This is a genomic window from Flavobacterium artemisiae (assembly GCF_042678225.1).
In the GTDB taxonomy this organism is placed as follows: domain Bacteria; phylum Bacteroidota; class Bacteroidia; order Flavobacteriales; family Flavobacteriaceae; genus Flavobacterium; species Flavobacterium artemisiae.
In genome coordinates this window covers 235,043-253,772 of the sequence record NZ_JBHUDZ010000009.1, presented here as the reverse complement: position 1 = coordinate 253,772, position 18,730 = coordinate 235,043, and the positions used below count along the sequence as shown (strand labels likewise).

At 32.8% G+C, this 18,730-nt stretch carries 18 protein-coding genes; 13 read left to right on the top strand and 5 right to left on the bottom strand.

Annotated features, from left to right (window positions below; all coding sequences use genetic code 11):
* The first annotated feature begins 189 nt into the window (after window positions 1–189).
* From ACFSC2_RS10240 to ACFSC2_RS10195, 10 genes are all read left to right on the top strand, one after another.
* Window positions 190–2,412, top strand: a complete 2,223-nt coding sequence (locus ACFSC2_RS10240) for a RelA/SpoT family protein (protein ID WP_379814079.1) — start codon at window positions 190–192, stop codon at window positions 2,410–2,412.
* On the top strand, window positions 2,381–2,983 hold the full coding sequence (locus ACFSC2_RS10235; protein ID WP_379818630.1) for a hypothetical protein: 603 nt from the start codon (window positions 2,381–2,383) through the stop codon (window positions 2,981–2,983). The genes ACFSC2_RS10240 and ACFSC2_RS10235 overlap by 32 nt, the downstream gene beginning before the upstream one ends.
* Before the next feature lie 182 nt (window positions 2,984–3,165).
* A complete protein-coding gene (locus ACFSC2_RS10230; protein ID WP_035684359.1) occupies window positions 3,166–3,624 on the top strand; it encodes a Fur family transcriptional regulator in 459 nt (152 codons plus the stop codon).
* Between the two features lie 92 nt (window positions 3,625–3,716).
* Window positions 3,717–4,988, top strand: coding sequence for an adenylosuccinate synthase (locus tag ACFSC2_RS10225; protein WP_379814082.1), 1,272 nt, complete (start codon window positions 3,717–3,719; stop codon window positions 4,986–4,988).
* A 51-nt stretch (window positions 4,989–5,039) separates the two neighbouring features.
* On the top strand, window positions 5,040–5,624 hold the full coding sequence (locus ACFSC2_RS10220) for an NUDIX domain-containing protein (protein ID WP_379814083.1): 585 nt from the start codon (window positions 5,040–5,042) through the stop codon (window positions 5,622–5,624).
* 41 nt (window positions 5,625–5,665) lie between these two features.
* Entirely contained in the window at window positions 5,666–7,165 is a 1,500-nt protein-coding gene (locus ACFSC2_RS10215; RefSeq protein ID WP_379814084.1) for a S41 family peptidase, read from the top strand.
* A gap of 2 nt (window positions 7,166–7,167) precedes the next feature.
* Window positions 7,168–8,109: an alpha/beta hydrolase gene (locus tag ACFSC2_RS10210; RefSeq protein WP_379814085.1), complete on the top strand. Its 942-nt coding sequence runs from the start codon at window positions 7,168–7,170 to the stop codon at window positions 8,107–8,109.
* 93 nt (window positions 8,110–8,202) lie between these two features.
* A complete protein-coding gene (locus tag ACFSC2_RS10205) occupies window positions 8,203–8,616 on the top strand; it encodes a hypothetical protein (RefSeq protein WP_379814086.1) in 414 nt (137 codons plus the stop codon).
* A 126-nt stretch (window positions 8,617–8,742) separates the two neighbouring features.
* Complete coding sequence (locus ACFSC2_RS10200) at window positions 8,743–9,639, top strand: L,D-transpeptidase (protein ID WP_379814087.1); 897 nt, start codon at window positions 8,743–8,745, stop codon at window positions 9,637–9,639.
* 147 nt (window positions 9,640–9,786) lie between these two features.
* Window positions 9,787–10,614: a hypothetical protein gene (locus ACFSC2_RS10195; RefSeq protein WP_379814088.1), complete on the top strand. Its 828-nt coding sequence runs from the start codon at window positions 9,787–9,789 to the stop codon at window positions 10,612–10,614.
* Between the two features lie 63 nt (window positions 10,615–10,677).
* Here ACFSC2_RS10195 and guaB read toward each other — a convergent pair whose 3' ends face one another.
* The 4 genes from guaB to ACFSC2_RS10175 all read right to left on the bottom strand — a co-directional run bounded on the left by guaB (window position 10,678) and on the right by ACFSC2_RS10175 (window position 15,240).
* Window positions 10,678–12,150, bottom strand: coding sequence for an IMP dehydrogenase (guaB, locus tag ACFSC2_RS10190; protein WP_379814089.1), 1,473 nt, complete (start codon window positions 12,148–12,150; stop codon window positions 10,678–10,680).
* Window positions 12,151–12,314: 164 nt separating this feature from the next.
* The gene (locus tag ACFSC2_RS10185) at window positions 12,315–13,712 is read right to left on the bottom strand and encodes a DUF5723 family protein (protein WP_379814090.1); all 1,398 of its coding nucleotides are present in this window, start codon (window positions 13,710–13,712) and stop codon (window positions 12,315–12,317) included.
* On the bottom strand, window positions 13,709–14,257 hold the full coding sequence (locus ACFSC2_RS10180) for a hypothetical protein (protein WP_379814091.1): 549 nt from the start codon (window positions 14,255–14,257) through the stop codon (window positions 13,709–13,711). The genes ACFSC2_RS10185 and ACFSC2_RS10180 overlap by 4 nt, the downstream gene beginning before the upstream one ends.
* A gap of 116 nt (window positions 14,258–14,373) precedes the next feature.
* Window positions 14,374–15,240 (bottom strand): hydroxymethylglutaryl-CoA lyase, encoded by an 867-nt coding sequence (locus tag ACFSC2_RS10175; RefSeq protein ID WP_379814093.1) that lies wholly within the window; start codon window positions 15,238–15,240, stop codon window positions 14,374–14,376.
* 286 nt (window positions 15,241–15,526) lie between these two features.
* Here ACFSC2_RS10175 and ACFSC2_RS10170 point away from each other — a divergent pair, with 286 nt between their 5' ends.
* Window positions 15,527–16,141, top strand: coding sequence for a hypothetical protein (locus ACFSC2_RS10170; protein ID WP_379814095.1), 615 nt, complete (start codon window positions 15,527–15,529; stop codon window positions 16,139–16,141).
* Window positions 16,138–16,854 carry a DUF3307 domain-containing protein gene (locus ACFSC2_RS10165; RefSeq protein WP_379814096.1) on the top strand — a complete coding sequence of 239 codons (717 nt, stop codon included), beginning with the start codon at window positions 16,138–16,140 and terminating at the stop codon, window positions 16,852–16,854. The genes ACFSC2_RS10170 and ACFSC2_RS10165 overlap by 4 nt, the downstream gene beginning before the upstream one ends.
* Here ACFSC2_RS10165 and ACFSC2_RS10160 read toward each other — a convergent pair.
* Complete coding sequence (locus ACFSC2_RS10160; RefSeq protein ID WP_379814097.1) at window positions 16,840–17,874, bottom strand: quinone-dependent dihydroorotate dehydrogenase; 1,035 nt, start codon at window positions 17,872–17,874, stop codon at window positions 16,840–16,842. The two genes, ACFSC2_RS10165 and ACFSC2_RS10160, sit on opposite strands and share 15 nt — an antisense overlap.
* Window positions 17,875–18,125: 251 nt before the next feature.
* On the opposite strand from ACFSC2_RS10160, the gene ACFSC2_RS10155 reads away from it, so the two are divergent.
* Window positions 18,126–18,704, top strand: coding sequence for a hypothetical protein (locus ACFSC2_RS10155; RefSeq protein WP_379814098.1), 579 nt, complete (start codon window positions 18,126–18,128; stop codon window positions 18,702–18,704).
* Window positions 18,705–18,730 lie beyond the last annotated feature (26 nt).

The window sequence follows — 18,730 nt, the reverse complement described above, 5'->3', positions numbered from 1 at the left end:
TTTTAGATTTTAGATTTTAGATTTTAGATTTTAGATTTTAGATTTTAGATTTTAATTTGGCTTCGCCAAATTAAAATTGACGACCTATTAGAAGCAATCTAAAATCTAAAATTTGAAATCTAAAATCCCTAGTTCTCCCTTGCGTATGTTATAACAAATGCTTATTTTTAGTACTTGAACTATGCCGTTATGACAGAAATAGATATAGAAAAAGAAAACAAAGCTATTGCGCAGGAATACAAGGAATTACTACGAATAAGTTATCAGACTTTAAGCCCGACAGACAAAAAATTAATTCGAAAAGCTTTTGATGTTGCCGTTGATGCTCACAAAGAACAGAGACGTAAATCTGGTGAAGCTTATATCTTTCATCCTATTGCAGTTGCAAAAATTGTTGCCTCAGAAATTGGTCTGGGTGCGACTTCTATTGCTGCAGCTTTACTTCACGATGTTGTAGAAGATACTCCGATTACGGTTGAAGATATTGAACGCTTATTTAATCCAAAAGTAGCGCAATTGGTTGAAGGTTTAACCAAAATATCTTTAGTTCAAAAAGATTTAAATGCTTCTATGCAGGCAGAGAATTTCAGAAAAATGATTCTGACATTGAATGATGATGTCCGTGTTATTTTGATCAAATTGGCCGATCGTCTGCATAACATGCAGACAATGGATTCTATGGCAGAGTACAAACAAACTAAAATTGCCTCAGAAACTTTATACATCTACGCTCCTCTTGCCCACCGTTTGGGACTTTATAACATTAAAACCAAATTGGAAGATTTAGGTTTAAAATATACTGAACCTGCTGTTTACAATGATATTGTCAGCAAAATCCGTGAGACTAAAGAAGAACAAGATGCGTACATTAAAGATATTTCGGATGTTCTGAAAAAGTCTTTAGACAATGAAGGCATTGATTATATCATCAAAGGCCGACCAAAATCTATTTATTCTATTCGCAGAAAAATGCGTGCTCAAAACGTAACCTTCGACGAAGTGTACGATAAATTTGCACTTAGAATAGTTTATAAATCGGATGCTCACGAAGAAAAATTCGTGGCTTGGAAGATTTATTCGATTGTAACCGATCATTACAGACCGAGCCCGAGTCGTTTGCGTGACTGGATTTCATCTCCAAAATCTACTGGATACGAAGCTTTGCACATTACCGTAATGGGACCAAAAGGACGCTGGGTTGAAGTACAGGTTCGAAGCGAACGTATGGATGAAATCGCTGAAAAAGGATATGCGGCGCATTACAAATATAAAAACGGCGCAACAGAAGAAAGCGGTCTTGATACTTGGCTGAATTTATTGCGTGAAGCATTAGAAAACCAAGAAACCAACGCGGTTGATTTTGTCGAAGATTTTAAAATGAATTTATATTCTAAAGAAATCTTTGTCTTTACGCCAAAAGGAGAAATTAAATCACTGCCAAAAGGTGCCACTTCTTTGGATTTTGCTTTCAGCATTCACTCCGAAATCGGAATTAAAACCCGTGGAACCCGCGTAAATGGAAGATTGGTTCCTCTTAATCATGAATTAAAAAGTGGTGATCAGGTTGAAGTAATTACTTCTGTAAACCAAAAACCTACCATAAACTGGTTAGAATATGTAACTACGTCTCGTGCTAAGAATAAAATTAAAAACGTTTTAAACGAGAATACTAAGAAAATTGCCGAAGAAGGAAAAGAATTACTTGTTCGAAAATTAAAACATTTAAAAATTACTTTTAACGAGCAGGTTACAAACGAGTTAGTTAACTTCTTCAAATTAAAAACCAGTTTAGATTTATTTTACAGAGTCGGAATTGGTGCGATTGAAAATCAGCAGTTAAAAGATTATGCGGCGCAGAAAAGTAATTCGTTTATTAATTTCTTTAAAAATAAAATTAAACGAAATAAAGACACCACTGCTGCCGAAGATATTCACAAACCTGTCATCAGCAGTAATTACGACATGCTGGTTTTTGGAACTGAACATGATAAACTGGATTACAAACTTTCGCAATGCTGTAACCCAATTCCTGGAGATGATGTTTTTGGTTTTGTGACCATTAACGAAGGAATTAAAGTGCATAAAAAAGATTGTCCAAATGCGATCGGAATGCAGTCAAACTACGCCTACCGCATCATGAGCGCAAAATGGATTGACTCTTCTCAGGAAGAATTCAAAGCCATCATCAATATTACCGGAATGGACGTTTTAGGTCTTACTAACCAATTAACGAGAGTCATTTCGAACAATATGAGCGTAAATATCCAAAGTATTTCGTTGAGTACAGACGCTGGAATTTTTCATGGTCAGATTGCTGTTATTGTGAAAAACAATACGATTTTGAAGAAAATGATTAATGCCATTAAGAAAATTGACGGAGTTGATAAAGTTACAAGAGAGTACAGAACTTAAATTGATTGCTATTAATAAAAACTTAATGATGCAAAACCAGTCCTTAGAAATTCCACAAGTACAATTTGATGAAGACGGCGAACTCGTAATTACGGCTTCTGAATCTTCATCAAAAGATGATTTTGATTTTTTTCAAGGAAAATCGGTTATCCGTAATAGAAAATTAAAATCTAGATTAAGCAATTGTGATGAATGGATTGAATTTCCTTCAACACAGGAAATGTACAAAATCTTAAACGGAATTGGAAACATTGATAATTTCCTTGCCACTTTTGACGGAGAACCGTTTGAAGGCATGACGGTAAGATTATTTAATCCTAAAACCAAATTATGGAGCATTTACTGGTCTGATTCTAATACAGGAATATTAGACAAACCTGTAGTCGGTTCTTTTGAAAACAAAGTCGGCCATTTTTTTTCTAAAGATGTTTTTAACGAAAAACCAGTTATTCAAGTATTCCGATGGGACGCGAGAGATGAAAAAAATCCAATTTGGAGTCAGGCAATGTCTGATGATAAAGGAAAAACTTGGGAATGGAATTGGTACATGCATATGTCTAAATCAAACTAACCTTTGTTAGTTTTATCATAAATTAAAATAATTATGTTAATTAAGCCCAATTAAGCTTTCAAAACATTTGAGATGCAAAGCCCGTATTTAGTGCGTTATTGCTGCTCAAAATAAAGTTTAAACGTTAAACTTTAAACCCGAAACTTTTATTGATTAAAAATAATAAATTATCTTTGCCACATATGACACTCATTTCAACTGACAACACTAGAAATCAAGAAATTGTAAAAAATGTATTTACAATGTATCTTGAACAAAAAGGGCATCGCAAAACACCTGAGCGTTATGCTATACTTCAGGAAATTTACGATAGCGAGGAACATTTTGATATAGAAAATCTGTATATCAAAATGAAAAACAAAAACTACCGTGTGAGTAGAGCTACTCTTTACAACACAATCGAGTTATTGTTAGACTGCGCTTTGGTTAGAAAACATCAATTTGGGCAAAATCAGGCTTACTACGAAAAATCATATTTTGATAAACAGCATGATCACATCATTATGACAGATTCTGGCGAGGTAATTGAATTTTGTGACCCAAGAATTCAGACCATCAAAAAAACAATCGAAGAAATATTTGATATCGAAATCACGAATCATTCGCTTTATTTCTACGGAAACAAAAAACAAAATCAATAATCCGGAAAGGAATTATTCAAAATAAAAAAAGAAAAATTAACTACATTAATCAGTGGGATAACGGAGCTTGTCCCAACGCAAATTAAAACAGAATGACCGTAGATTTATTACTAGGATTACAATGGGGAGATGAAGGTAAAGGAAAAATTGTTGACGTTCTTACCTCAAATTATGATATTATTGCACGTTTTCAAGGAGGACCAAATGCAGGCCATACATTAGAATTTGACGGAATTAAACACGTACTTAGAACCATTCCTTCTGGAATTTTCCATAAAAACTCTGTAAATATCATCGGAAATGGTGTTGTAATCGACCCTGTAGTTTTTCAAAAAGAAATCGAAGGTTTAGAGAAATTCAACCTTGATATCAAAAGTAAATTAATCATTTCTAGAAAAGCGCATTTAATTTTACCAACACACCGTTTGCTTGACGCAGCTTCTGAAGCATCAAAAGGAAAAGCAAAAATCGGCTCAACTCTTAAAGGAATTGGACCAACTTACATGGACAAAACAGGTAGAAACGGTTTAAGAGTTGGTGATATCGAATTAGAAGATTTCAAAGAGCGCTACAGAGCTTTAGCGGACAAGCACGAAGCTATGATTGCTTTTTATGATGTTGCTATCCAATACAACTTAGCTGAATTAGAAAAAGAATTCTTTGAAGCTATTGAAGAACTTAAAAAATTAGACTTTATTGACAGTGAAGAATACATGCACCAAGCTCAAAAAGCTGGTAAATCTATTCTTTGTGAAGGTGCTCAAGGATCTTTGTTAGATGTTGATTTCGGAACTTACCCTTTTGTGACTTCATCAAATACTACTGCTGCTGGTGCTTGTACTGGTTTAGGAATTGCTCCTAACAAAATTAAAGAGGTTTACGGAATTTTTAAAGCTTACGTAACTCGTGTTGGAAGCGGACCTTTCCCAACTGAACTTTTTGACGAAGTGGGTGCTACAATGGCTAAAGTTGGTAACGAATTTGGTTCTGTTACAGGAAGACAAAGACGTTGCGGATGGTTAGATCTTGTGGCTTTAAAATATGCTGTACAAGTTAATGGCGTTACGCAGTTAATGATGATGAAAGGTGATGTACTTTCTGGATTCGAAACTTTAAAAGTTTGTACAGAATACAACTATAAAGGACAAAACATCTCTCATTTCCCTTATAACATTGAACCAGAAAACGTTACTCCGGTTTACAAAGAGTTTAAAGGATGGAAAGCTGATTTAACAGGATTAACTACTTTTGACGAATTGCCAATTGAGCTTAAAGAATATATCGAGTTTATTGAAAAAGAAATCGAAGTGCCAATCAAAATTGTATCGGTTGGACCAGATAGAAAACAAACAATAACAAAATAATACCTTAAACGCTCTGATAATCAGAGCGTTTTTTTATGTAATATTTTCACAATGAGAAAAAATCCAGAAATAGAAATAACCGAAACCAAATTATTATCTGATAATTGGTATATATTAAACCGAGTAACTTTTAATTATAAAAAAGAAAATCAGCCTGTTGAGTCTCATAAACGCGAAGTATACGATCGTGGAAACGGCGCCGCTATTTTATTATACAATACGACTAAAAAAACAGTAGTTTTAACAAGACAATTTCGTTTACCGACTTATTTAAACGGAAATAAAACCGGAATGATGATCGAGGTTTGCGCAGGACTTTTAGATAAAGATAATGCTGAACAAGCCGTTATTCGAGAAACTGAAGAAGAAACAGGTTATCGCTTAAACAAAGTTCAAAAAGTGATCGAAACCTATATGTCGCCAGGATCTGTAACTGAGATTCTATATTTATTTGTTGGCGAATATGACGAAAGTATGAAAGTCAGCGAAGGCGGCGGACTTGATGCCGAACAGGAAAACATTGAAGTTTTGGAACTTACTTTTGATGAAGCTTATGCGATGATTGAATCTGGAGAAATTACCGATGCTAAAACCATTTTACTACTGCAGCATGCTAAAATAAAAGGTTTGATTTAAAGTTTTTTGAGTATTTTAGATTGCTTAAAAAAGGAACTAAAATGCTCAAATCTAAAATAATTCTGATTCTGATTTTTCTTTTGCCATTATTCACATTTTCTCAAAACGAAAAATGGCCAGCAGAAAAATTGAAACAAGATTTGACTATTTTCAAACAAATAAGAGAAAAAGCAAATTCGGGAGTCTATAAATATCGAACCAAAAAGGAAATTGACAGTATTTATTCTTGGGCATTTTTAGAAATAAGCAAACCAAGAACTCTCCTTGACTTTTACAAAATAATGCTAAAAATTACAGATTTTGAAGGAAGTCTGCACAATGACACTACACTTCCTGATGATTTTCTAAATAAATATTCATCAGGAAATTTGTTTTTTCCTTATCCGGTAAAATTAGTTGAAAATAAATTAATCGTTAATTTTCAAAATTCTGAAATTCCTTTAGGATCTCAAATTCATTCTATTAACAAAATCAAAACCAATACTTTATTGGGTGTTTTTCATAAATATTACACGACCGATGGTTATAATATTTCTGGAAAATCTATCGGAATTGGGAGTTCTTTTGCGAAATATTTCGAAATGGAATATGGATCCCAAAAGGCATTTGTGGTAGAATATTCACTTCCAAACCAAACTGAAAAAATAACCAAAACTGTTGCGGGGATTTCTAATGATGTCCGAAAAGGGAATTTCAAAAATCGTCATTCGCTTCCTATTGATAGTCTGCAATATGGAAAAATTAAAACCAAATATTCTTTTAAAGTCATTTCTTCCAACACCTCTTTACTTACCATCAATACTTTTGCAATTGGCAGAAATGCAAAAGATAAAGAGCATTTGATTTACAAAAAATATCTGGACAGTTGTTTTCAATACCTTTCTAACAATTCACAAATAAAAAATTTAATTGTTGATGTTAGAAATAATGGCGGCGGAACTGATCCAAATGATATTTTGACTTTCTCATATTTAACACAAAAACCGTATCGTGAAAATTCATCTGCTTACGTCAACTTTCAGCAAATTCCGTTTCCAGAATATTTAGTTTATGAAGAAACCGAGCCTCAAAAACAAAAAGAAGAAAGAAAGGATTTTGAAGATGAAGTGAAAGAAGAATTTCCAACTCTGATGAATCAAAAATATATACAAGACCAAAAGTTCAATCTAGTATTACAGCCTGACAAAAATAGTTTTAAAGGACAGATTTATTTATTAATAAGTCCAAGAATTGCTTCTGCAGGATCTTTGTTTGCTTCTTTAGTAGCGGGAAATACAAATGCAATAGTGATTGGCGAAGAAACAATGGGCGGTTATTTTGGACATAACGGCCACACTCCTATCGAATATGAACTTCCAAATACTAAAATCAAAACACAGTTTTCGATTGTAAACTTAGAACAAGACGTTCCTAAAAAAGCCAATCAAATTTTTGCAAGAGGAATTATTCCTGATCATGAAGTGAAACAAACTTTAGAAGATTTTATGCAAAATAAGGACACACAATTTGAATATACTTTGAAATTAATTGAGCAAGAATAAATATGAAATCAAAAAAATATCGATTTTTAAAAGCCCTATTATTACTATTTATACTAATGAATTTGATTGCTTTTTTTCATGCGTATAAGTTCACTCATTTTAAAGAAAATAAATCTGAAAAAACACAAAGTCCTGAAAAATTATCTTCTTTAGAAAAAGTAAAAACATTGTTTTTTGGTGTCAACAATCCTAAACCTAAGAGTTCGAAGATTCCTAGTCAGAAATACCAAACTCTAAAACTAAAAAGCAACAAAGAAATTGAATGCTGGCATATTCAAAATCTAAATCCAAAAGGAACAGTTATTTTGTTTCATGGTTATGGTTCTGAAAAATCGTCTTTAATTGAACGCTCTGATGAATTTCAAAAATTAGGATACAGCACAATGTTAGTTGATTTTATGGGAAGCGGGAATTCAGACGGAAATCAAACTACAATTGGTTTTAAGGAAGCTGAAGAAGTAAAAACTTGTGTTGATTATATTTCCTCACTTGGAGAAAAAAATATTTACCTTTTTGGTTCTTCAATGGGAGCTGTTTCAATAATGAAATCAATAAATGATTATCAAATAAAACCAAAAGGAATTATTATTGAATGTCCATTTGGATCTATGTATGAAACAGTCTGCGCCAGATTTAAAAAAATGAACGCTCCCACTTTTCCTATGGCCGGGATTTTAGTTTTCTGGGGAGGAATTCAAAATGGCTTTTGGGGTTTTGGACATAATCCATCAGAATATGCAAAATCTATAAATTGTCCTGTTCTATTATTATACGGGGAAAAAGATAAAAGTGTAAGTCGAAAAGAGATTGACGAAATATACACAAACCTGAAAGGGATAAAGGAATTAAAGGTTTATAAAAATACCGGGCACGAAAACTATTTGATTAAAAATAAAATAGAATGGAATAAAAATGTTTCTAATTTTTTGATGAAAATCAAATAAACAATCTTAATACAGAATTCTAAAAAAGTTTTTATAGAATTCTTTTTAATCATTTTACAATCTCATTTTAACTCAACCAATATCTAATTATCTATGAAATTATTTTACTTTTTAAGAGCAGAGAAAACTTCTCTTTTTTTATTTATTCTTTGTTTAACTGCAACGATGTCTTTAGCTCAAAGCAATCAAAACTTTGATTGCAAAATTCTAAAAAACATCAAATTAAAATATACCGATAATCCTGATAAAACAGCTTATTTAACAATCTCAGGAAATAAACATGTTGAATATTTAGAAAGTGGCAAATATTTTATAAAATCGGATTTAGAGTGGTTGAACGATTGCGAATACAATGCTAAAATGACGGAAATTACATTACCAGAGTTCCCTTTTAAAGCTGGAGAAATTATGAATGTAAAATTCGAGAATATTGAAGGTAATTTTATCACAGGAAGAGCTATGGTAAGAGGCTCCAGTTATCCAATAAAATTTGAAATTATAAGATAGTTTAATATAAAATAAAGTATGAAAAATTCTATCTCATAAATGTAAATCACGAAAATAATACAAAAAATCATGTAACCCTTTTAAGCTATCACATTTATACCTTTATCATAATTAAAATCAGCAATTATGAAAAAGTTATATTACACTGCAAATGCCATGTTACTATTGATTTTAACTTTGTTAGTTTCTTGTAATCAAAGCAAAACAAATCGTAACGAAAATCAAGCAGAAACAAAAGCAAAACCACATAAAAAAATAGAGTACAAAAAAACATCTTCTGTTGAATACCATTTTGAAAAAACAAAAGAATGGCTGAAAGCAAATGAATCTGACAGTACAAAAACCGCGATTGTATATGCCGTAAACAGAACAGACAAACCTAATCTAGCTAAACAAGATTCGATTGTAGTTCCTTCCGATTTTAGTGGCGATTTGGTTTATTATTTGCCATTTCCACTTCATGTAAGCTCTTTAGAAGAGATTTCTAAAGTTATTATTTTCTCTTACCCAACGCAGACTTTTGCCGCTTACGAAAATGGCGAATTGGTTCGTACGGGCCCAACTAATATGGGAAGAAAAAAAGATCCTACTCCAACAGGTTTATTTTTTACAAATTGGAAAGCTGAAAAAACAACCAGTACTTTTAATGATGAGTGGGAACTAAAATGGAATTTCAATATCGAAAATAAACTTGGTGTTGGTTTTCATCAATATGAATTACCAGGTTATCCAGCTTCTCATTCTTGCTTGAGATTGCTGGAAAAAGATGCTAAGTTTTTATATAAATGGGCAGATGAATGGATTTTGAAAGACAAAGAGAATGTAAAAGTAAAAGGTACGCCAGTTATTGTATTCGGAAGTTATGATTTTGAGGGTAAAAAACCGTGGTTGCAATTGGTCTCAGATGCTAAATCTTTAAATATTTCTGAATCCGAAATTGATACTCAAGTTAAACCTTTTGTACAACAGATTTTAGAAAATCAAACTTTAAGAGAAACAGAAAAGAATACTGCTTCGCTTTAAAAATATAGTTCTTTCTTAAAAAAAGCAGCTCATTACTCTCATGAGCTGCTTTTTTTATTTTTTAAATTCTAAAAAGAATATATTTTGATTGCTAATAATTATATACTTTCGCTATTATTAAAAACCGACCCGATACAACCAACAAACATGAAAAAAGCTCTTTTACTGCTTCTTGTTATTCCATTTTCCAATTACGGCCAATCTTCGAAAATTTTAGATTTCAATGCTGGCTATGCTCCAGAGACCACTTACAATCAAACTACTTATACCTCTTCAAATTATGAAGTTACTTATACAGGATCAGAAGAAATATTGGAAGTCTTCAAAAAAAATGGAGCAACAAATCCCACGAAAATAAATAAAAAGTATGGTATTGAAACTCAAGCCAAAACCGGTAAAATTGATAAAGACGGAAATTTCCCTATTACAATTGAATACTTACAATCTCTTGACGAAAATGGAACAAGTATAATTCCTAGTGGCACAATGTTATTTGGCAAGGCTTCTGCTTCAAGTATGCCCCAAATGGATTCTATAGTTGCAAATAATACCGAAGAGAGTTTTAAAAATGCACTTTTTGAAACTGTAAAGAGCATGTTTTCACAGGTTATTATGCCTCAAAAGAAATTAAAAATCGGAGAATCTTTTACTCAGGAAAATCCGCTAACAATTCCAGTTGCAGGAATAAATTTTGAAATGATCATCAACACAACCTATACTCTTAAACGCATGACAGCTAAAGAGGCTTTTTTTGATATTGTGCAGACCTATACAATAAAATTAATCGAAAGCAGATTTGATACATCCGGAAGCGGCACAGGAAGCGGAAAGCTTATTTATGACATTCCGAATCATTTTATATCTGAAAATAATTTGGATATGGAATTTGATCTAAACCTGAAACACACTGATTTTGGTATCAACTTAATATCAAAGAGTGGTTATAGGCAGACAGTTAAAATTTCTAAAAACTAAAAATAACAAAAGGCGTAAGAATATAAATCTTACGCCTTTTATTTTATCTTGAAAAACTAAAAATTATCTAGAATAATTTGGAGCTTCTTTAGTAATTGTTACGTTATGCGGGTGACTTTCGGTAATTCCGCTTGATGTAATTCTCACAAAACGTCCAGATTCTTGTAAAGTCGGAATATCTTTAGAACCACAATATCCCATTCCAGCGCGAAGACCTCCGATAAATTGAAGCATACTTTCGTTTAATTCTCCTTTGTAAGGAACACGTCCTACGATTCCTTCTGGAACTAATTTCTTAACATCATCCTCAACATCTTGGAAATAACGATCTTTTGAACCTGTTTGCATAGCTTCAACTGAACCCATTCCACGATACGATTTGAATTTTCTTCCTTCAAAAATGATAGTTTCACCTGGTGATTCTTTTGTTCCTGCTAATAATGAACCCAACATTACACAGTCAGCACCTGCAGCAATTGCTTTAGGAATATCTCCTGTATAGCGAATTCCACCATCTGCAATAACTGGAACTCCAGTGCCTTTAATTGCTGCAGCAACTTCTAAAACTGCTGAGAATTGAGGAAAACCAACACCTGCAACGATACGTGTAGTACAAATAGAACCAGGTCCGATTCCAACTTTTACACCGTCCGCTCCATTGTCTACTAAATATTTAGCCGCTTCTGGAGTTGCAATGTTTCCAACAATTACATCTATTTGAGGGAATTTTGATTTTACTTCTTTCAATACATTCACCACACCTTCTGTGTGTCCGTGAGCTGTATCAATAATAATAGCATCTACGCCGGCAGCAACCAAAGCTTCAGCTCTTACAACTGCATCTCCTGTTACACCGATTGCAGCAGCAACTCTCAATCGTCCAAAAGAATCTTTGTTAGCAATTGGTTTTTGAGTCAATTTGGTAATATCTCTAAACGTAATTAAACCAACTAATTCGCTATTAGCGTTTACTACTGGTAATTTTTCGATTTTATGACCTTGCAAAACAACTTCAGCTTGTTCTAGAGAAGTTCCCTCTGCAACAGTTACTAAGTTTTGGCTTGTCATAACCTCAACAATTGGTCTTGCACCATTTTTTTCGAAACGTAAGTCACGATTGGTTACAATTCCTTTTAAGATTTTGTTTTCATCAACGATTGGAATACCGCCAATTCCGAATTCTTTCATTGCATTTTTAGCATCTGCAATTGTAGAAGTTAAAGGAAGAGTTACAGGATCGATAATCATTCCTGCTTCTGCACGTTTTACTTTTCGAACTTTTCCAGCTTGTTGTTCGATAGTCATATTTTTATGTAAAACACCAATTCCGCCTTCTTGTGCCATAGCAATTGCCATTGCGCTTTCTGTTACTGTATCCATAGCTGCAGATACAATCGGAACGTTTAATGTAATGTTTCTTGAGAATTTTGATTTAATGCTCACTTCGCGAGGAAGCACATTCGAGTAGTTAGGTACTAATAATACATCGTCGTAAGTTAAACCTTCGCCGATAATCTTGGAGTTGTGTGCTATCATGTTGCAATTTCTAGTTGAATTGCGTGCAAATATAGTGAATAAATTGCAAACTAGAATACTGCAATAATCATAAATTTAACTTTACAGGAAAATACGTACTTTATTGAACTTTAATTTTTTTAAATTCTAAATTCGAAGGTTGCTTCTAAAATTTGGAATTTCACCTAATCTTTATCTTGAAAAACAAAGTTTATTCCAAATTGAAATGCTGCGCTGTTTGCCTTAGAAACATCTTTGTACTCCAATATATTATTGACTAAAAGATACATATTCATTTTTCCTAAAGTTCCAGCAAGTCCTAATCCTATATTTTTATTCGAAAATGAATCAAACGTATATGTTGCTTTAAGATCTAATTTTCTAAAAATATTTCTTCTATAAAAAGCAGTGAAAGCACCGATTGGCGTTCTTGGTGTTGACATCGCAAAGACTTGGGCGCCAACAGCATTTTTATAATATTTCTCTACTTTTCCGCGGCAATTACATTCATCATCTGGCCGCGCTTCTCCAAATGAGTATTGAATAGATGAATAAAATTTTGTCGGACGCCAAGTGGTATATTTATTATAAAGTGTATCTCGCGGAATGGCTTGATCAAATTCATCAAAAACATTTTCGGGATCATTGGTGCCTAAAAAATCTGGGTTTGCACCTTCATATTGATAAGTTCCTTTATAAGTTAATGTCTCGATATCTTTTGATTGTCGAACAAAACCAAGATCAATTATACTTGCCGTTAATTGCAGATTATCTTTTATATAATAGGTTATTCCAGCATCCACGCCAAAACCTAAACTCCCATTAAAAAAGGTATTATGTGTGATGTCTTTTGCGATACTTCCTTCATATTCATCTTTTGTAAATGACGAAAGTCCAGAAGTTTTTAATTCTAAATCAGAAGAAATAATTTGGTTGTACAGATTTGGAGTTCCAGCATTCTGCCCTGTATAAATATAACCTGAATTCTTTGTCGAAGTTGCATTAGCTCCACTAGAATAAATTTTTGCACGCCCTCCGTAAACAAATTTATTACTCACTTTTTTATGAAAGCCGACATGAAAAACTGAAAGTACTTCAGCTTTTAAACTAAGATCACCAAGGTTAAATGATTTTCCAATATAATTTTTATTTCCATCCAAAGCCAATATTGCAAGATCTTTTGGAACATACATAAAAAAGTCAAATTCCTGATACATCCCAAACGAAATATACGAACGGCTTTCTCTGCCTCCAATTCTAAAGCCGCCAGAAAACAATTCTAACTGCTGATTGGTAATTACTTTATCATTTCTTGAAGACATATTTACTGCATTTCTAACTTTATCATTAAAGTCAACTCCATTGTCAGCAAATAAATCATAAGCCGAAAAACTGCTTGAACCGACATTAGCAGAAATTCCAGATAAAACAGGAAATCCAAAATAAAACTTATACGAAACATCAGCTCCAGGATTTACAAGAGAAGATTGCGGGATGGAAGTAAAATTATACAGCACTTCCTTATTCTGTGAAAAAGAATAAAATTGGAACAACAGACTAATAATCAGACAGTACTTTCTCATTCGATTTCCAGATAAGCTGTTGCACTTGATCTTAATTTCAAATTCCCTACGCTGTTTTCATTTAAAGGTGTACCGCTTTGTATTAAAACAACAAAACCAATTTTAACGGTTTGTTTCAAAAGATCTAAACGTTCATTTGCAAAAACTTCTGTAGGGTATTTTATAACATTCGGACTTCCTTTATAAGCGGGAACTATATAAGACAGCCTTTCGAGTACGGTGTCGTCGGCACTCAGCAATAAAAAATTTACGACAAATGCACGGTCTATATTATTTTCTATTTCAAAATCAAATTCGGCTTTTTTTAAGTGATCGTTTAAAAACTTTTCTTTAAAAATATCAAAAGCTCTCACATCATAAGCAATATGATTACCGCCGTCATCTATAAGCTGATTGGCTGGAACATCAAAATAAGCCAAGTTTCCCACAAAAACTGGTTCGAGCTTTAAATCTTTAACCTGATCAAAATCTAATTCACTCGAACAGGAAGAAAAGAAAAGTAGTAAAAGTATAATTTTTGAAATTCGGCCGTAGTTTAATTCCATGACAAAATAATAAAGTTACAATTATTAAAAACTGACTTTGGTCGTTATTATTATGGGGTAATAGTAAATATAGGCAAATTTATTGGGTTAAATTGTGACCTTAATGTTATTATTTGTTAGTGAAACTTACCAAATAACTTTGAAGCTTCATTATAAGCGCTTTCAAAACTTAAGGAATTTAAACCTGTTTGTTTCTTGTTTGCTGTAAAATAAGAAACTAGTTTTTCTGTGGGCATGTTTCCTGTAAGCTTATCTGTTGCCATCGGACAACCGCCAAAACCTTGAATAGCTCCATCAAAACGGGTACAGCCGGCTTTTGCTGCAGCATCGATTTTTTCGAACCAGCTTTCTGGCGTTGTATGCAGGTGCGCACCAAACTCAATTTCAGGATATTTTGGAATTAATTCTGAAAACAAATACGTAATAACTTCTGGAGTTGATGTTCCTATAGTATCAGAAAGCGATAAAATTTTCACGCCCATATCTGACAATTTCTCTGTCCAGGCACCCACTATTTCTACATTCCATTGGTCTCCGTATGGATTTCCGAATCCCATTGAAAGATAGGTTACTACTTCTTTATTTTTTTTATCTGCAATTTCTAAAATTTCATTTAAAGTAACTAAAGATTCGGCGATCGTTTTGTGTGTATTACGCATCTGAAAGTTTTCAGAAATCGAAAATGGAAATCCTAAATACTGAATTGGTTCATGTTCTGAAGCCTGAACTGCGCCTTGTGTATTGGCAATTATAGCCAAAAGTTTGCTCGTAGTCTGAGAAAGGTCTAACTGTGCAAGAACCTCAGCTGTATCCTGCATTTGCGGAATCGCTTTTGGAGAAACAAAACTTCCAAAATCAATAGTATCAAAGCCAACTCTTAATAATGCTTGTATGTAAGCCACTTTATTTTTTGTCGGAATAAAGGTTTTTATCCCTTGCATGGCATCTCGAGGACATTCGATAATTTTGATTTTTTTACTCAAAGCTTTTTCTTTTGGTGAAGCTAAGTTAGTTTCTTTTTTAAAGAAATAAAAGTTATAATTTTCTTTAAAATTATGTATTGTAAAATATTTCTCTTACCTCTAGCGTTAATTGGAGGAAAATAATACACCATGCTGTCATACTCCAATATATAAACATTCGTCATTTGCAATACATAATTATTACCTAATTACGTAATATTTTTTATTATTACCAAAAAACGTAATAAAAATAAAAATTACGTATATTTGTAATAGAAAGTTTATATATTTTTAATTATATTTGAATATGACTAGTGTTATTACAGGCGACATAATCGATTCTAGAAAACAGAAATCTAAAGACTGGGTAGAAGACCTAAAGAAAATCTTATCTCGTTTTGGAACAAGTCCTACTGACTGGGAAGTATATAGAGGCGATGAGTTTCAAATCGAAATAAAAAATCTTGAAGATGCTTTATGCGCTGCTATTTTGACAAAAGCATATTTACGAAGCTTAAAACTAGATGCCAGAATGAGTATTGGTTTTGGCGATAAAACACATAACAGCGAAAAAATTTCAGAAAGTTACGGCTCTGCTTTTATTCGCTCTGGAGAGTTATTCGAAACTTTAAAAAAGCAAAAAGTAACTTTAGCCATGCGAACGGGAGATGCTGCAATGGATGAAAAAATGAATTTAATGCTGCAGCTGGCGTTAACTTTTATGGATAACTGGCTTGTGCAATCGGCAGAATTTGTGACTACTGCAATAGAAAATCCAACTTTGTCGCAAGAAGAATTAGGACATAAACTAGGAATAAACCAAGCTGCTGTGAGCCGAAGACAAAAACGCGCTCATTTTGATTTGGTTATGAATTTGGACAGCTATTTTAGAACAGAAATAAAACAACTTAAAACCTTATGATTTTATTTGTAAAACTGCTTTTAGCACATTTATTAGGAGATTTTATCTGGCAGCCAAACGCTTGGGTAGTCGATAAAGAAATAAAAAAACATAAAAGTATTTATCTCTACCTCCATATTTTACTTCATGGAGTTCTAGCTGCTGTTTTAGCGGGAGAAATTCGTTTTATTCCTTATGCTGTTTTAATTGCAGTTATTCACGGAATCATCGACATCATCAAACTTAATTTTCAAAAAGAAAAAAATAAACGTACTTGGTTTGTTGTGGACCAAATTGCGCACATCCTAGTTTTAATTGGTGTCGTAATGATTTATCAACACAACATAATAATCAATTTTTGGCAGGATAATGCTTTTTGGATTCTTATTACCGGACTATTATTACTCACTAAACCCACTTCTATTTTTATAAAAATTATAATTTCGATATGGGCGCCAGAAAGCCAAAACAGCCATCAGGATAACTCACTGATAGCTGCTGGAAATTATATTGGTATTTTAGAACGCTTGTTTGTTTTCGGATTTATATTAACCGGACATTTTGAAGCAATCGGATTTTTATTGGCTGCCAAATCTATTTTTAGGTTTGGAGATCTTAACGAAGCCAAAGAAAGAAAACTTACAGAGTATGTTTTAATAGGCACATTGTTAAGTTTTGGAGTTGCAATACTTACTGGATTAATAGTCCAGAGCCTTCTTTTACAACTGCTTTAAAATCTTTTTATTTATCGCTTTTATTAAGGCTGGACCTTCATAAATAAATCCTGTATAAAGCTGTACTAAACCTGCACCTGCATTTAGCTTTTCGATCGCATCGTCTGCAGAATGAATTCCTCCTACTCCAATAATTGGAAATGCTTTATTGCTTTTTTCAGAAAGAAAACGAATAACTTCTGTTGAACGTTTTGTTAATGGTTTTCCAGACAAACCTCCCATTTCGGATTGGTTTTGAGACTGGAGTCCGTCTCTTGAAATTGTAGTATTTGTGGCAATTACACCCGCAATCTGCGTTGTTTTTACAATATCAATAATATCTAACAACTGCTCGTCTGTTAAATCTGGAGCAATTTTTAAAAGAATTGGTTTTACTTTTTGTGTGCTTGTTTTTTGTTTTGCCACATTTCTGTTTTGCAAGGTCTGCAATAAAGCTGTCAAAGGTTCTTTATCTTGTAAAGCTCTTAAATTGGGCGTATTTGGTGAAGATACATTCACCACGAAATAATCTACATGATCGTAAAGTGCATCAAAACAAATGATATAATCTTTTACAGCATCTACGTTATCTGTTACTTTATTCTTGCCGATATTTCCTCCGATTAAAACATTCGAATTCTTTTTCAAACGCTCTACAGCTTCTAGAACTCCGCCGTTATTAAATCCCATTCTGTTAATAATCGCTTGATCTTCTTTCAATCTAAACAAACGTTTTTTCGGATTTCCTTCTTGTCCAACTGGTGTAACAGTTCCAATTTCGATGAAACCAAAACCAAAATCACCTAGTTCTTTGTATAATTTGGCGTCTTTATCAAATCCCGCAGCAAGTCCAACTGGGTTTTTAAATTTAATTCCGAAAACTTCCCTTTCTAATCGAGAATCTTTTACTTCATAAATAGATCTTATAATTGCCGAAACGCCAGGTATTTTAGAAATGAATTTAACAAAAGAGAAAGTAAAATAGTGTACCTCTTCTGGATCAAACCAAAAAAGTATCGGACGAATTATCAATTTATACATAAAAAGTTGTGTTGTTGTGTTGTTGTTTTTTCGGGTGCAAATTTAAATATTATAGTTTAAAAAGGTTGTTTTTTATAAAAACAAATAGCTCAATTTTGTTTAATTCCTAAATTTTTATGTTGCAAATTATAATATGAAACCTATTCTACACCTCTTCCTAAGATGTTTAGGCTATATATTACTTAATTTTGAGATAGTTAAGTCATTCATTTTCTCTTTTAAAATTTAATGTTAAATAAAATGAGATTCAAATGCTGTACATAAAAACATTTTTTAGCCCCTTTCTCTTTTTCCCTTTTTTCATAATCAGTTTATCTTCTAATAAAATCACAGCGCAGAAAGAAGAAAAAGCTTTTAAACCTCATCATCAACTAGGATTATCTATTAATCATGTTCATGTTTTTGAAGGTCGTGATGACGAAGGAAACCGAGAAGTGCTCAGCCTTCCTGCGTGGGGATTAGATTATACTTTTCAATTTCATGAAAAATGGGCAATCGGACTGCATACTGATTTTATTATTGAAAAATTTAAAGTCGAAAAAAATCTGGCCAGCGGAGAAGACAAAGAAACCGTTGAAAGAAGTTATCCTATTGCTCCAGCAGTAATGGGAATTTACAAGCCAAATGAACATTGGAGTTTTCTATTAGGTTTTGGAGGAGAATTTGCTAAAGAAGAAGATTTTTTCCTGACGCGCGCCGGCGTGGAATATGGTTATGAATTACCAAAAGGATGGGAAGTTTTTGGAACTGTAAGTTATGACTTTAAATGGAATGCTTATGACAGCTGGGGAATTGGTTTAGGAATAGCGAAAAACTTTGGAAGAAAATAATTGTTGTAACACTCTTTTATACAAAC

Coding starts and splice junctions, on each gene's coding strand:
- ACFSC2_RS10230 (WP_035684359.1), top strand. CDS start 3,166: ATGACACTCATTTCAACTGACAACACTAGAAATCAAGAAATTGTAAAA.
- ACFSC2_RS10180 (WP_379814091.1), bottom strand. CDS start 14,257: ATGGAATTAAACTACGGCCGAATTTCAAAAATTATACTTTTACTACTT.
- guaB (WP_379814089.1), bottom strand. CDS start 12,150: ATGATAGCACACAACTCCAAGATTATCGGCGAAGGTTTAACTTACGAC.
- ACFSC2_RS10240 (WP_379814079.1), top strand. CDS start 190: ATGACAGAAATAGATATAGAAAAAGAAAACAAAGCTATTGCGCAGGAA.
- ACFSC2_RS10220 (WP_379814083.1), top strand. CDS start 5,040: ATGAGAAAAAATCCAGAAATAGAAATAACCGAAACCAAATTATTATCT.
- ACFSC2_RS10165 (WP_379814096.1), top strand. CDS start 16,138: ATGATTTTATTTGTAAAACTGCTTTTAGCACATTTATTAGGAGATTTT.
- ACFSC2_RS10195 (WP_379814088.1), top strand. CDS start 9,787: ATGAAAAAAGCTCTTTTACTGCTTCTTGTTATTCCATTTTCCAATTAC.
- ACFSC2_RS10205 (WP_379814086.1), top strand. CDS start 8,203: ATGAAATTATTTTACTTTTTAAGAGCAGAGAAAACTTCTCTTTTTTTA.
- ACFSC2_RS10155 (WP_379814098.1), top strand. CDS start 18,126: ATGCTGTACATAAAAACATTTTTTAGCCCCTTTCTCTTTTTCCCTTTT.
- ACFSC2_RS10200 (WP_379814087.1), top strand. CDS start 8,743: ATGAAAAAGTTATATTACACTGCAAATGCCATGTTACTATTGATTTTA.
- ACFSC2_RS10215 (WP_379814084.1), top strand. CDS start 5,666: ATGCTCAAATCTAAAATAATTCTGATTCTGATTTTTCTTTTGCCATTA.
- ACFSC2_RS10160 (WP_379814097.1), bottom strand. CDS start 17,874: ATGTATAAATTGATAATTCGTCCGATACTTTTTTGGTTTGATCCAGAA.
- ACFSC2_RS10185 (WP_379814090.1), bottom strand. CDS start 13,712: ATGAGAAAGTACTGTCTGATTATTAGTCTGTTGTTCCAATTTTATTCT.
- ACFSC2_RS10210 (WP_379814085.1), top strand. CDS start 7,168: ATGAAATCAAAAAAATATCGATTTTTAAAAGCCCTATTATTACTATTT.
- ACFSC2_RS10225 (WP_379814082.1), top strand. CDS start 3,717: ATGACCGTAGATTTATTACTAGGATTACAATGGGGAGATGAAGGTAAA.
- ACFSC2_RS10170 (WP_379814095.1), top strand. CDS start 15,527: ATGACTAGTGTTATTACAGGCGACATAATCGATTCTAGAAAACAGAAA.